The organism is Acinetobacter guillouiae (genome assembly GCF_002370525.2).
In the GTDB taxonomy this organism is placed as follows: domain Bacteria; phylum Pseudomonadota; class Gammaproteobacteria; order Pseudomonadales; family Moraxellaceae; genus Acinetobacter; species Acinetobacter guillouiae.
Genome location: NZ_AP014630.1, coordinates 2982526 through 2996731, shown reverse-complemented (window position 1 = coordinate 2996731; position 14206 = coordinate 2982526). Strand labels below are relative to the sequence as shown.

The following is a 14206-nucleotide window of genomic DNA, read 5'->3' as shown; positions in this document are numbered from 1 at the left end:
CCCCTGCATCAAGCGGGGTTTTTTTTGGATAAAAATTTATGTTTGACCCAAATACCTCTCCACTTGCAGGCATGACAGTCCCTCAGTTGCAGGCAGCTTTGCAAACAGCTCAAGCGGCATATGTGCAGTTAATGACTGGATCTCGTGGTGTTGAGTTCTCTTATTCTCAAGGGGATGGCAACCGATCTGTTAAATACGAAAAGTTAGATCTGCAACAACTTTTGCAGTTTATCAATATGCTGAAATTGCAGCTTGGTATGCCTGTTCAACGAAGAAAGCCAGTACAGTTTAGATACTCTCGGAGGTAGGCATGACTGCAGCAAAAGATAAACCTCATGTAAGTATTCTTGATGTTCATGGTCAGCCGATAACGCAAAAATCAAAGGCATTGGCAGGCAATGAGGGTTTCGCAGCTCCGCCGTATGATGCAGCTGGTTATTCAAGTGAACACACTGCTGGCTGGTCGCCTTCTTTATGGTCACCTGATAATGAGATTAATAGTGGCCGCGACATTATTGTGGCTCGTGCTCGTGATCTAGTTCGGAATGATGGCTGGGCAAATGCAGCCATTACAAGAAACCTAGATAATGTTATTGGTCCTGAATTTAGACCTTTAAGTAAGCCAGATTATTACGCTTTACAGCAAGTTACAGGCAATAAAGGGTTTGATCATAAATGGGCAGAGGAGTTCGGTCGAGCAGTTGATGCTTATTGGCGACTATTTGCAAATGATGTTGGACGATATTGTGACGTTGAACGATGCTTAACGGTATCTGAAATGCTCTATTTGTCGTATCGACACAAAATTATTGATGGTGATGCGCTCGCATACATTAAGTGGCAACCTGAGCATGTTGGTTATGGTCGAGCTAATTTTGCAACTGCAATACAAGTGATTGATCCTGATCGGCTGAGCAATCCAAACAACCAATTCGATCTGAAAAACGTCCGTGGTGGTGTTGAAATTACAGAGGACGGTGCACCAATTGCCTATCACATAAGAAAAGCTCATCAAGGGGATTGGTTTAATGCTGACAAGTCGGTGATTTGGGAGCGTATCCCAAGAGAGACAGACTGGGGGCGGCCAATAATCGTACATGACTTTGATCATGATCGAGCCTCACAACATAGAGGAACAGGCATTTTAACGTCTGTCGTTGAAAGACTGAAAATGTTGATTAAGTACGATGGTACCGAAATGGATGCGGCAATTGTGAATGCAATTTTTGGAGCATTTGTCACCAGTCCTTACGATCAAAGTTTTGTTGAGGATGCGCTTGGTGGTACTGGTCCAGATTCCGCTGGATTGGGAGCTTATCAAGAGTTTCGCACTGAATTTCACAAAAATAGTCGGATTAAGCTTGGTGGTGTGCGTATGCCGATTTTGGCACCTGGTGAAACAATTAATACCGTTTCAGCGCAGCGACCAAATTCTAACTTTGCAAGTTTTGAATCTGCTGTATTGCGAAATGTGGCAGCTGGAACAGGCATGAGTGCTCAACAGATCAGCCAAAACTGGGCAGAGGTGAACTACTCATCTTATCGCGCCGCAATGTTGGAAGCTTGGAAAACCTTTAATCGTCGCCGTATCAACTTTGCTACAGGCTTTTGTCAGCCTTTATTTGCTGCATGGCTAGAAGAATGTTTTGAAGTGGGGAATCTTCCATTACCTGCAGGTTCGCCAGACTTTATCCAATATCGAAGTTTGTATGGTCGTTGTAGATGGATGGGGCCTGGGCGCGGTTATGTTGATGACGTTAAAGAAAAACAAGGGGCGATTCTGGGTATGGATGCAGGTCTAACAACGCTTGAAAAAGAAGCCGCGCAATTAGATGGTGCGGATTATCGAGAAATATTAGATCAAAGAGCGAATGAGGTAAAAATGTTTAAGGACAGAGATTTGCCACTACCTAAATGGACTGGTGAGGGGGAGGAGGCAAGCCCTCCCGCTAAACAGACAACTCAATTACCAGAGGTAGAATAATGAATCGTTTCGGTTTTTTGGCACAACGTTTATTTAATGTGCCTCTTGCAATTCACCCATCAAAAGCAGAAGTCGTTATTTCAGCATTATCTGAGCGCTTGGGTATTAGTCAGATCCAACGAGTTGCAATGATGGAAGATGATGATTATGAATTTTCTTCACCATCACGCAAAAGTAAAAGTGCTGGTTATGAAGTTGCAGGTGGTGTGGCAATTATTCAAATTGAAGGCACTTTAGTTCAAAAATTAGGTTGCTTAAAACCCTATAGCGGAATGACTGGTTATGACGGTATACGACAAAACCTCTATGCCGCAATAAATGACCCAGAAGTAAAAGCGATCGCTTTAGATATTTGCTCACCCGGTGGGGAAGTATCAGGGTGCTTTGATCTTGTTGATGCTATCTATGAAATCAGAGGGATAAAGCCAATTTGGGGCATCCTGAATGAATATGCATATTCTGCTGGATATGCAATTGCTAGTGCCTGTGACTATCTTACAGTCCCTCGTACAGGTGGAGTTGGCTCCATTGGCGTAATAACAATGCATGTTGATATGGCAAAAGCTATTGATAGTGCTGGTTTAAAAGTCACATTCATTACATATGGAAAACATAAGGCTGATGGTGCACCAGAAATACCACTCGCACCTGAGGCACTTGAACGATATCAAAAAGAAATTGATGCAATGGGTGAGCTATTTGTAAATACAGTGGCTCGTAATCGTAACTTGGATGCTTCAAAAGTTAAAAACACTGAAGCAATTACCTTCATGGGACAGAATGGTGTTGATATGGGGCTTGCTGATGCAGTTATGTCCACAGACGCAGCATTTAACGCCCTTTTTGAAAAAGTAAAATCAGGAGAGCTTTAAATGGCTAAGCCACTAACCAAAACCAAAAAGAAAACAATGCAACCGGCAGCGCCTTTTGCTAGTTTCATGAAACTTAATGCATCTGAACAAAATGAAGATGAACAAGCCCGCCGCGCTGAAAAAGAGGAAGAGTGGGCAAAAAAAGCTGAAACAGATCCAGACCGTGAACAGATGGAAGATGAATCTGATGACGACTATGCAGCTCGCATGGAAGAGCTGGACGAGGAAGAAAAAAAGGCAGATGGGGAAATCATTGAAGATGATCCTGATGCAGAAGAAAATGATGAAGATGACGAAAAGCCTAATGCAAAGGCTGCGCGTGCTTCTGAGCGTAAACGCTGTGCGCGAATTATTGCTCATGGCATTAAAGCAGGGAATGTTCATCAAGCAGCCGTATTCGCATTCGATACTGGTTTAACAGCTACTCAAGCAATTTCAGCAATGAATGCCGCAAAGATAGATACATCTCGCGGTGGTGGTCTAGGCGTGAAAATGCAAGGTGTTGGAAATTACCAAGTGGGTACAGATGTTGGTGGTAATAATCATAAAGGCCAAAACAAATCAACTGCTCAAGCAAATGACATTTTAAAGTCACTTGAAGCTGTTCGCGGTAAATAAAAGGAAAATGAAATGACAAATTATTCAAATAATCCTTGGATTCCAAGCATGACAACTGATGTGTTCGTGCCAGATCAGCTTGTTGCAGGTGATTTAAAGATTGTCACTGACACAGTTCCAGTCGGTGGCAGTGGGGTTTATGAGCGTGGCACTGTTATGGGGATGATTGAAGCCACTGGAGTGTGGATTCCTTCAATTAAAACTGCAGCAGACGGCTCAGAAAAACCGCGCGGTATTCTAGTTGATCAGGTTGATACAACTGTTACCTCACCACAAACAGGTGGTGTCTATGTGATGATTGAGGTCAATTTTAACAAACTTGTTTACGATTCAAGTTGGGGGGCGGCAGGCAGTGCAGCAGCTTTGACTGCATTAAAGGCTGGTTTTGGTGCGACAAGTATTTTCTTGAAAACACCGATTTCAGCAAACTAAATACAAATTAAATTTTTTAAAAAGGGTCACTTTTCAGTGGCTCTTTTTTTTGGAGAAAATTAATGCCTGGTCAAAACAATATGACGCCATTTACCACAGCAGCACTCGTGCAAGTAGTGCCAAACCTTAAACGTGCACAAAAATTTCTTTTGGATAAATTTTTCCCAAATATTGTTGAATCTCAAACAGAAGAAGTCGACATTGATGTTGATGTGGGTAAACGCCGTTTAGCTCCTTTCTGCTCTCCTAAGGTGGAAGGAAAATTGGTTGAATCCCGTACTTATCAAACAAACCGCTTTAAGCCCGCCTACATCAAAGATAAGCGCGCTCCTGACTTAATGAAACCTGTCCGCCGCCAAATCGGTGAGCGCATTGGTGGTGGTGATCTAACACCGCAACAACGTCAACAAGTGAACGTTGCTTTTGAAATGGAAGATCAGATTGATATGGTTGACCGTCGTCTTGAATGGATGGCCGCTCAGGCATTAACAACTGGTACTGTTACTGTCAAAGGTGAAGGATTTCCAGAGACCGTCATTAATTATGGTCGCGCTCCATCTTTGACTTTAACGTTGGCAGGTGCTGCTAAATGGGGGCAAGCAGGTGTGTCGCCTTCAAGTGACATTGAGAAATGGGCTCACGAGATTCTCAAGCAGTCAGGTGGTGTTGCAACTGACATTATTTTTACTGCGACCTCTTGGGCTCATTTCAAAAATGATGAAACAGTTAAGACTGCAATTTGGTATCCAGGAAATGGCGGAAGTGGCAACACCATCAATGTAGGTGCTCAAATTGAGCGCGGTGCTGTTTATAAAGGCCGTTGGGGTAATTACGATCTGTGGGTATATAACGACTGGTACGTTGATCCAGAGGATGACAAAGAATATCCGATGATCACAGATGGTACTGTGGTTATGTCTGGTCCAGATCTCATGGGAACTCGTGCTTTCGGCATGATCATTGATCCTGCCTTTAATTATGGTCCATTGGCATATGCGCCTAAGATGTGGCTAAACCAAGACCCAGCTCAATTATTCCTAATGATGCAATCTGCACCGTTAGTCATTCCTTCGCGTGTGAATGCTAGCTTCTCAGCTCGTGTTTGTGATCCAGTGTTAGGTTAAGGAGAATTTCGATGAAATATGCAGTTTGCACTGGCAATTCAATTGAATATGGCGCCACCAAAAAGTCAGGAAATGACACAACAGTTATCCTTAAAAACTACACTGCGGGTGATGTTATTGATTTTGATGACAAGCAGGAAATTAAACGCTTAGTCGATGCGGGAATTATTCGCCCTCTCGAACATCAAGCAGTGGTTGAAGAAGAAGCCACAGAAGGTAAATAAAATGAATGTGGATTGGCAAAGCAAAGTTTTGTCTCCACTAATGGCTGTCTTCGGGCAGCCAATTTTATATGCGTCTGTCAAAGATAAATATCTTGTAAAGCATAGCCTTAGTGGGGTTTTTGATGAAGCCTATATTGATATTCAAGTTGTTGATAGCTTGCATGTTACTTCTGTCAGTCCGTGTATTGGTTTGAATCTAAAAGATTTGCCAGTTACACCTCGTCAGAAAGATCAAATATTAGTAAAAGCTTCATTTGGTGCACCTTTGGTTGACACGCTGTATATGGTCAAAGAGGTGAGGCTTGATGGACATGGTGGCTGTCGCTTACTTCTAAATCTTGCACCTAAAGCATGCGACATTACATCTGAAAAGGGGACACAAGATCAATGATTCCTGTATTGCCGATATTGTTTCGCCGTCAGATGCGAATAGCTGTTGTTTCAGCACTCCAAAAAGCTGATTTATGGCTTGGTGATGATCCAGTTTCAATAGATTCACCAGGGAATTGGAATGTACAACAGGCACCAAATGATGGAGTTTTCCCCTGTATTTTTGTACGAACATCCACAGAAGGGAAAGCCGCGATAATGAAAGCGGGCATTCCTGAATTTGATACCTCAGTAAGTATTGATGTGATGTGTGTTGTTACGTCTACCACCGCTGAGAAAGCTCAAGATGATATTGAGAATCTTTGGTATAGGGTTGAGAACTTATTGCTAACCGATTACTCAATTGTTGGATCTGTGCAAAATGTTCAATCTGTTGATAGTCGATTAGAAATAGTCTCAAGCGGTAATAAACATATTGCGGCAATATCTGCAGCATTTGTTTATGAAGGTTTTGAAGTGTTTGACAGTCAGGCGACAGAGCCACCTATAACAGAGTTCCCAGTTAAACCATCAAAAACAGTGCCATTAAATAATGTTCATATTCATTTGGATTTAGTCAATGTTGCGGATCCAACAGGTACGTATCCCGATTCTAAATATCCCGATTCTGTAGTCCCAGCACCAAGAAAACATGGTCCTGATGGACGAGATGAAGCGGAATTAGACATTAAGTTGAGTCAATAAAATGTATGTCACCCCGAAACAAGGGAGTTGTATCCCTGACCCACAATTACAAGATTTTTTACCCATCCAAGGCCGTGAAGTAGAAAGAAATAGCTATTGGATTCGCCGATTACGTGATGGAGATGTAGTGGAGGGTAAACCACCAAAAACTCAAATCGCCAATTCTAATAAAACATCTTAAGAGGTTTAAACATGGTTCCTTTTTCAAATGTGCCTAATGATGTTCGAGTACCATTATTTTATGCGGAGGTTGATAACTCTCAAGCAAATTCAGCAATAACAGTACAACGGACCTTAATTATTGGTCAAATAACTAGCTTAGGAACAGCTACACCTGAATTGCCTCAGATTTGTGGTGGGATTGGTGATGCTCAAGCTAAGTATGGTATTAATTCTCAGCTTGCAGCAATGGTTGCGGCTTATCGTAAAAATGATGATTTTGGTGAAGTTTGGTGCTTGCCTCTTTTAGATCCAGGAGACGCGCCATCAGCTACAGCAACAATTACAATTTCTGGTACACCATTGAAAAATGGTGCGATTAGCTTATACGTTGGTGGGGGCGGCTACTGGGGGGATGGAACAGGTTTATATCAGGTACCAGTAACCACATTCTCTACTGAAACATCAATTGTTACCTCTCTTATCAACCTGATTAATTCAGATTTAAAAGCTCCTGTAAAAGCAACAAGTGCTGGGGCTGGAAAAATTAAATTAACGGCTGTTCACGGTGGGGCAATTGGTAATGAAATTGACCTTCGCTTAGATTACTTAGACACACTAGGCGGGCAATCAACACCATCGGGACTCTCAGTTCTTTTTGATTCACAAAAGTTAATTGGTGGTGCTCTAAACCCAAATTTAGAAGGTCCACTTTCTAGCCTTGGCGATACGACTTTTGATTTCATTGTTTGCCCATATGTGGATACCGCCTCTTTAAACGCCTTAGATAATTTTCTCGGCATGCAAACGGGGCGATGGTCATGGAGCCAGCAACTTTATGGCAATTACTTTGCTGTAAATAACGGAACTTTTGGTGACCAGACAACATTAGGTACAACTCGAAATAGTCCTTATGGTTGTATTTTAGGTGTATATGACTCTCCAACACCGTCATGGATTATTACAGCTCAATATGTTGGCGCGATCGCTCAATCACTAAAAAATGATCCGGGTAGACCGCTTCAAACTTTACCCATTGTCGGCATGTTTGCACCTCCAACAGCAAGCCGTTTTGCATTAACAGATCGAAATGTTCTTTTATATAACGGTATTTCGACTTTCACGGTTGGTGACGATGGGTTGTGTCGTGTTGAAGCAATCATTACAACCTACCAAAAAAATGCGTTTGGATCCCCTGACAATTCATACTTGAAAATCGAAACCATGTTTTTACTGGCCTATATTCTGCGGTATATGAAAACTCGGATTACAACGAAGTATGGCCGTATGAAGTTAGCAGCAAATGGAACTAGATTTGCTCAGGGTTCAGCGATCGTTACTCCAAATATTATCCGCTCAGATGTCATTGCTGCTTATCAGGAACTCGAATTTAACGGTCATGTTCAAGATGCGGATGCATTCGCCAAAGCACTTATTGTCGAGCAAAATTCTGAAAATCCAAATCGGGTTGATGTGTTGTGGCCGGGTACATTGATTAATCAATTAAATGTCTTTGCGCTTTTGGCTCAATTCAAATTGTAAGAGGTAAAACATGGCTAACAATACAAACCGTCAGGCAGGTATCGCTAACATTTCAGTAGATGGGGTGACCTATCTACTTAGTGGCGAATTGACCTATTCACCTGCAGATGTGGAAAGAAAAACACTACCTGGTCAAGATCAAATTCATGGTTATTCTGAAATGCCAAGAGCCCCTTTTATTTCGGGAACCCTACGAGATTCAAGCGGACTCACAGTTAAAGATTTTAATGCAATGACGAATGCCACGATTCACCTTGAATTAGCAAACGGAAAAAATGTCACAGGTCGCAACATGTGGACTGTAGATGCCCAAGAAGTAAAAACCCAAGAAAGTACTTTTGAAGTGCGTTTTGAGGGAATGTCTGGATCGGTAACGGAGAATTAATCAATGAGCAATGAAGAATTAAACCAAGAAAATGAACAGAAGTATTCAACTCCTTTTGCTCTACCTTTAAAAGCGCCTGTAGAAAATACTGATGGTGTAATGATTACAAATATCAATCTACAAGAGCCAACGATTGCAGAAATTGAAACACTTACGACCAATACACAAAAACATAATGCCATTAAAGCTTTTCAAATCCTCTTAGCCAATCACTCTGGTTTAGATGTACCAACCATTAAGAAAATTGGTGCACGAGATTTTGGGGCAATTCAAAAGTACTACGACTATTTTTTTGGCGAATAGGGCAACACGATACTGAAGGCATGATTACCTATGTAACATGGTGCTTTAAGTGGGGTCCTTTTGATGCGGAAAATTTAACTTTAACAAAATTGATAGTTTGGTTTGATCGTACAGAAAAACTAAAAGAGACGGGGGCAGTATGAGGCCAATTCAATACACAATTACCGCTGTGGATAGAGCGACAGCGGTATTAGACAGAATTAATAATTCAGTTGGACGTATGACTCAGCCCTTATCTCGATTAGGTAATTCAGTTAGGCGTTTGGGAGATACAACGGGGGTCAATCGTTTAGCTCGTGGGGTAGGCGATCTAAGTTCTAAAGTGCGATCATTAATTGGGTTTGTACTTAAACTTGGCACGCCTTTACTTGCTTTATTTGGTGGGGGTTCAATCGCTGGTCTATATCAAATGACTGAGGGGTGGGCTCGACTTGGATTTGCTGCCTCCTCAACATCACAGATCATCGGTATTAGTACGCAAAAACTAATGGAATTGCGTGGTATAGGAGATTTGACGGGCATCTCTGCTGAAACAATGACAAAAGGTTTTCAGAGTTTTGCTGATACTTTGCAAGATGCAAAATGGGGGCGAAATCAAGCAGTTTTTGGCATGATGCAAATGCTTGGAATAGGTTTAAAGCATACTCGAACTGGGGTGATTGATACTGAGGCCGTTTTATTAAAACTTGCAGATAAAATCAAAGTTATTCAAAAGCGAGACCCAGCCGCAGCTCGTAAGTTGGCTCAATCATTTGGTGTTGAAGAATTACTACCTGTATTAATGCAGGGTAGTAAAGCAATGCGCGGTTATCAACAAGAAACGAAAAAGCTTCAAGGAAGTATCACCCCTAGCATGATTGAGCGCGCTAACAATTTTACGCTTTCAATTAATAAAATGAAAATGGCAACGAATGGTACTAAAGCTGCCATTGCTGATAAGTTAATTCCTGTATTTCAGCCATTAATTGATAAATGGACTAAATGGCTGGTTGTGAACAGACAGGAGATTAGCGATAAAATTGCAAAATTAGCTGAGCGTTTAGCAAAGTGGCTAGACAAAATTGATTTTGAGAAGGTCCTAGAGGGCATTATTAAATTCATAGATGGCTGCATTAAGTTAGTGAAATGGGTTGATAAAACTGTTGAGAAATTTGGAGGCTGGGAGAATGTTTTAAAAGGGCTTGCAGTTCTAATTGGAGTTAGTTTTGTCGCAAGTATTGGTGTGGCGATTGGTAGTTTAGGCGGCATAATTGCCAAATTAGGCATAGCTACAGGTGCGATGGGTGCTTTGCGCTTAGCTGGTGGTCTTGCTATTTCTGCTTTAGCTGGATGGAAGATTGGAAGCTGGATTAACGAAAATTTTGTAGAGGGAACAAAGTTTGGTGATTGGCTCGGTGAAAAAATTACCAAAGGTTTAGCTTTTGTTGGTTTGCCTAGTGCTAAAGAAGCTGTTGCTAATATGGAAAAGTATGAGGGAATGTCAAAAACCCCCTCTCCAACAGTCTCAAACCCAACTTTTGCAAATTTCAAAAATAGTATTATTGCTCAAGAATCTGGACATAAATATTGGGAGGTGAACAAACGAACAGGTGCCATGGGTCTTGCTCAAATCATGCCCCAAAATATTGTGGGCTGGGGTAAAAATGCAGGGCGTAAAAATCACGGTTGGGATCATGACGCATTAGGCTATGACATTACTCCAAAACAATTTCTTTCTAGTCCAGAAATCCAGAACAAAATTATAGATTTTAAGCTAAAAGAAGCTTTTGATAAGTATGGCGCAGCAGGTGCAGCTCGTTGGTGGTATTCCAACAGTCCAAATCCCTCAGACCGGAAACCCACACCCAATGAGCCAAGTCCCAACAAGTATGCTTCAGATGTTTTGTCTAGAATGCAGAATATTAACGGTAACAACGCTAGTACACCACCACAGGTGAATCTAACAGTGCAAAATACCGTACATTCAAACACTGCGACAACAACAAAAGTAACTACACCTCAAGGAGTCAAAATCAAACATAACGCACCTGGTGTTATGGATTAGGTTGACTTTGTTTCTTCTTAAATATAGAAATACAGCAAGGATGCTGACATTTATAATTGAGATATAAATGAAAAAATTAATAATGTTTGGCCTAATTGTTATTCTTTCACATTCCGCATATGCAAATGAAGAAATAACAAAAAATGATTTAATAGAGGGGATATGCGGAGAGTCAGCTGATTATGCTTTGCAAGTTATGCACAAAAGACAAACGGGAGTAACTATCACTGAAGCTTTGAAAGAAGTAAATCAAATAGGTATGCCTGGTCCAAGAAGGGAATTTTTTAAGGCAATTGTTTATAGTGCCTACAAAGAACCGAGAATCACTGATGAAAAACATATAACTACAATTGAGAGTGAGTTTAGCAATAAAACCTATTTGTCTTGTGCTGAATTATGGGGAAGTTCCAAATTCTAATTTGATTAGTTTTTAATTATTTTTACCAAAATAGAAATCATAAATATGTATCTAACCCACGTCAGTGGGTTTTTTTATATCTGGAGAAAACATGAGTATCTCACTTCCATATTTTCAAAACTTACAACCAGCCTCATGGCGAAATATACCTTTTGGTATTACATCAACGTCTCTAAACATGGGCCGTAAATTAGCTATACATGATTATCCTTATGTCGATGGGGTTTGGGTAGAGGATTTGGGTGCAAGGGGAAAAACCTTTCATATCATGGGGTTTATTGTTGAGGGTGGCGGTGCTTATGGTGGTGCGGGTACATTAAAACAGCAAATTGAAGCATTTGAAAAAGCAGCTGAGCAGTGGGGTGAAGGTATTTTTTGTCATCCAACTCTTGGGACCCGAACAAAAATGTGCCTTCATGATTTTGAGATAGAGCAAGATCTTCAAGGCCGAACCGCATCAATACGTTTTACTCTCATAGAAAACAAAGTAAAACCAACATTAATGATTCTGGCTAACACTCAAGGCCAAACTATAGCTTTAAGTACTATTGCTAAAAAAGCAACAATACTCGACACACTGACCATGATTAAAGGTGCTGTTAGAAGTTATAGAAATGGTATTTTGACAATTGTAAATCGCTTTACCACTCAAGTTAGACAGGTCATTTTTACTGCAACAAGTTTGGTGACAATGATTACTGGTTTGCCGGGTGAAATCGGCCGTTATATTGGCTCAACGATTCCCTTAGGACAAAAATCAAATAAGACAGTTAATCAATTGATCGGCATAGGGTCTGCGAGTCGTGTCAATGTATTGAATGAAATTCAAAAACTGGCAACAGCTAGTGAAGATATGAATATTGATAATATCGTAAACAGCATTGCTGATACGGTTACAGCCGTTTTTAAAGCCAATCCTGACCCGCTACAAGCAATGAATGCAATGTTGCCCCTTATTAATTTGCAAAATATGCCGATAGGCACTGATGATGCAAAAGGCTTCAATTTATTGAATGATCTAATTCACCGAATTGCTGTTATATGTATTGTTCAGGCTGCTTCGGATAGACAATATGTTTCATATGATGATGCTCAAAAAACGAGAACATTAGTTTGTGAATACCTTGATAGAGAGCTGAAAATTGCAGGCGATCAAGGTCTAGATGACACTTACAATGCACTTGTGAATTTGAGGACCTCCGTATCCCAAGACCTAACAGCAAGGGGTGGTGATTTAGCCAAGATTGAGCAAATAGAATCTGCAGCAAGCTTACCTTCATTGGTTTGGTCGCAACGCCTTTACCAAGATAACAAACGTGAAATTGAATTGGTTCAGTCAGCTAATCCAATTCATCCTGCCTTTATGCCATTAAGTTTTCGAGCGCTCTCATCATGAACAATAATGAAGTGAAATTAATAATCGATAGTGGTGCTAATCAGTATGCTATAGCAGGTTGGACGCAGTTAAGTATCACTCGGGGTATTGAGCGGATACCTAATAGCTTCAATCTACAAATGTCAGAGAAAGTTCCTGATCTTGATTATGTTGAAGTTAGACCAGGTGACAAATGTACAGTTTATATAGGTGGTGATGTTGTTGTAACTGGGTACATAGACCGATTTACTAATACCGTCAATGCCAACCATCATATTTATCAAATTTCAGGTCGAGGCAAATGTTCAGATCTAGTTGATTGTTCTGCTGTTTGGAAAGGCATGCAGTTTCAAAATATGAACGCATTAAACATAGCTGAGTCACTGTGTGAAGATTTTGGGATTAAAGTTACTTCAGAAGTCGATACGGATGTCATTTCGACCCAAAACATTAATCTAGGTGAAACCCCTGCTGCGGTATTGGATCGAGTTTGCCGGGTTGCTCAAGTGCTTTATTATGAGGACGAGAATGGAAATCTTGTTCTCAGTCGAGAACGTAATGACAAGGTTTTAGGATCACTGGTTCAGGGGGTGAACATTGAAACAGCAGCATTTACAAAAGGTCAAGATCAACTTTATTCAGAATATATTGTTGTTAATCCCAGTGCCCCTTTAAATCTAGATCAAGCTCCTGATCAGAATGTTGGATATTACATAGTAACGGACAAGAAGATAACTCGTTATAGGCCACTCTACATCATTCCAGAAGATGGAGATGCTGGGTTTAAAGTTGCTGAAAAAAGGGCAATGTGGGAACAAAATAGACGCTATGCTCGCAGTAACATGTTAAACCTTACCGTTTCATCATGGCGCAATATTGAAGAACAGTTGTATAAACCAAACACACAAATTCAAATAAATATCCCCAGCCTTAAGGTAATCATGCAAAATTGGTTGATTAGTGAAGTTACCTATAGAAAAGATGAGATGGGCACACGTTGCGATTTAATCATCATGCCTATTGGCGCGTTTACTCCAGAACCAATTATCCCATTCAAAGGCCTGCCAACAGATGTTTTAAATGCAAATTCGGGGGTGATTCAATAATGATTGATAAACTTTACCACGGATTAATGAATCTTCTAGGGTTGGGATGGGGGGTGGTGGTGGATGACGAATCAGATACTCAAAAGATCCAAGTTAAATTTAATCAAGCTGAAACTAAAGACAACATACCGCGATATGCCGATTATGGTTTTCAATCATCCCCACCAGATGGTCATAACGCATTAGTATTGTTTTTTGGTGGTAATAAAAGCTCAGGTGTAGTTATTGCAACTCATCACGCTAAAAGCAGACGCAAGGGTCTGAAAAAAGGTGAAGTTTGTATTTCTGATAATCAAGGTCAGGAAGTTTTTATCTCACGAGATGGAATCACGCTAATTGATAAAGCAGGAACTAAAATTATGCTTACAGGTGATGGGAAAGGCGAAATAAGTAGTTCAGATTCGTTCATGATCAATGGTGTTGAATTTAAAGATGGTATTGCCAAGGGTATTGATTTTCAGGCTGGTGAAATATCTCAGATTAAGCATCACCATAAAGACTCACGCAACGGTGATACAACTTCACCACTCCCTTAAAAGAAACTTA

At 40.7% G+C, this 14206-nt stretch carries 18 protein-coding genes; all 18 read left to right on the top strand.

Translation table 11 applies throughout. The features are described 5' to 3' along the window. Positions 1 to 38: 38 nt before the first annotated feature. The 18 genes from gpW to AS4_RS13875 all read left to right on the top strand — a co-directional run bounded on the left by gpW (position 39) and on the right by AS4_RS13875 (position 14196). Positions 39 to 308, top strand: a complete 270-nt coding sequence (gene gpW, locus AS4_RS13960; protein WP_096734526.1) for a gpW family head-tail joining protein — start codon at positions 39 to 41, stop codon at positions 306 to 308. A 2-nt stretch (positions 309 to 310) separates the two neighbouring features. Beyond that, positions 311 to 1984 (top strand): phage portal protein, encoded by a 1674-nt coding sequence (locus AS4_RS13955; protein WP_096734525.1) that lies wholly within the window; start codon positions 311 to 313, stop codon positions 1982 to 1984. Further along, positions 1984 to 2856 carry a S49 family peptidase gene (locus AS4_RS13950; RefSeq protein ID WP_096734524.1) on the top strand — a complete coding sequence of 291 codons (873 nt, stop codon included), beginning with the start codon at positions 1984 to 1986 and terminating at the stop codon, positions 2854 to 2856. Before AS4_RS13955 ends, AS4_RS13950 begins: the two co-directional genes overlap by 1 nt. Continuing rightward, positions 2857 to 3474, top strand: a complete 618-nt coding sequence (locus AS4_RS13945) for a hypothetical protein (protein WP_096734523.1) — start codon at positions 2857 to 2859, stop codon at positions 3472 to 3474. It begins immediately after the preceding gene. 12 nt (positions 3475 to 3486) lie between these two features. Next, a complete protein-coding gene (locus AS4_RS13940; protein ID WP_096734522.1) occupies positions 3487 to 3906 on the top strand; it encodes a head decoration protein in 420 nt (139 codons plus the stop codon). 62 nt (positions 3907 to 3968) lie between these two features. After that, positions 3969 to 5030, top strand: coding sequence for a major capsid protein (locus AS4_RS13935; RefSeq protein WP_096734521.1), 1062 nt, complete (start codon positions 3969 to 3971; stop codon positions 5028 to 5030). An 11-nt stretch (positions 5031 to 5041) separates the two neighbouring features. Further along, positions 5042 to 5254, top strand: a complete 213-nt coding sequence (locus tag AS4_RS13930) for a hypothetical protein (RefSeq protein WP_096734520.1) — start codon at positions 5042 to 5044, stop codon at positions 5252 to 5254. 1 nt (position 5255) lies between these two features. After that, entirely contained in the window at positions 5256 to 5645 is a 390-nt protein-coding gene (locus AS4_RS13925; RefSeq protein WP_096734519.1) for a head-tail joining protein, read from the top strand. A gap of 32 nt (positions 5646 to 5677) precedes the next feature. Then, positions 5678 to 6328, top strand: a complete 651-nt coding sequence (locus AS4_RS13920) for a hypothetical protein (protein ID WP_126606928.1) — start codon at positions 5678 to 5680, stop codon at positions 6326 to 6328. Position 6329: 1 nt separating this feature from the next. After that, entirely contained in the window at positions 6330 to 6509 is a 180-nt protein-coding gene (locus tag AS4_RS13915) for a DUF2635 domain-containing protein (protein ID WP_096734517.1), read from the top strand. Positions 6510 to 6520: 11 nt separating this feature from the next. Further along, positions 6521 to 8029: a phage tail sheath subtilisin-like domain-containing protein gene (locus AS4_RS13910; RefSeq protein ID WP_096734516.1), complete on the top strand. Its 1509-nt coding sequence runs from the start codon at positions 6521 to 6523 to the stop codon at positions 8027 to 8029. 10 nt (positions 8030 to 8039) lie between these two features. After that, on the top strand, positions 8040 to 8414 hold the full coding sequence (locus AS4_RS13905) for a phage tail tube protein (protein WP_096734515.1): 375 nt from the start codon (positions 8040 to 8042) through the stop codon (positions 8412 to 8414). A gap of 3 nt (positions 8415 to 8417) precedes the next feature. Next, positions 8418 to 8717 (top strand): phage tail assembly protein, encoded by a 300-nt coding sequence (locus AS4_RS13900; RefSeq protein ID WP_096734514.1) that lies wholly within the window; start codon positions 8418 to 8420, stop codon positions 8715 to 8717. A gap of 220 nt (positions 8718 to 8937) precedes the next feature. Next, entirely contained in the window at positions 8938 to 10761 is a 1824-nt protein-coding gene (locus tag AS4_RS13895) for a hypothetical protein (RefSeq protein ID WP_126606926.1), read from the top strand. A 67-nt stretch (positions 10762 to 10828) separates the two neighbouring features. After that, positions 10829 to 11179 carry a hypothetical protein gene (locus tag AS4_RS13890; RefSeq protein WP_096734512.1) on the top strand — a complete coding sequence of 117 codons (351 nt, stop codon included), beginning with the start codon at positions 10829 to 10831 and terminating at the stop codon, positions 11177 to 11179. Between the two features lie 91 nt (positions 11180 to 11270). Continuing rightward, positions 11271 to 12575, top strand: a complete 1305-nt coding sequence (locus AS4_RS13885; RefSeq protein WP_096734511.1) for a DNA circularization N-terminal domain-containing protein — start codon at positions 11271 to 11273, stop codon at positions 12573 to 12575. Beyond that, the gene (locus tag AS4_RS13880) at positions 12572 to 13660 is read left to right on the top strand and encodes a phage baseplate assembly protein (RefSeq protein WP_096734510.1); all 1089 of its coding nucleotides are present in this window, start codon (positions 12572 to 12574) and stop codon (positions 13658 to 13660) included. Before AS4_RS13885 ends, AS4_RS13880 begins: the two co-directional genes overlap by 4 nt. Continuing rightward, the gene (locus tag AS4_RS13875; RefSeq protein ID WP_096734509.1) at positions 13660 to 14196 is read left to right on the top strand and encodes a phage baseplate assembly protein domain-containing protein; all 537 of its coding nucleotides are present in this window, start codon (positions 13660 to 13662) and stop codon (positions 14194 to 14196) included. The genes AS4_RS13880 and AS4_RS13875 overlap by 1 nt, the downstream gene beginning before the upstream one ends. Positions 14197 to 14206 lie beyond the last annotated feature (10 nt).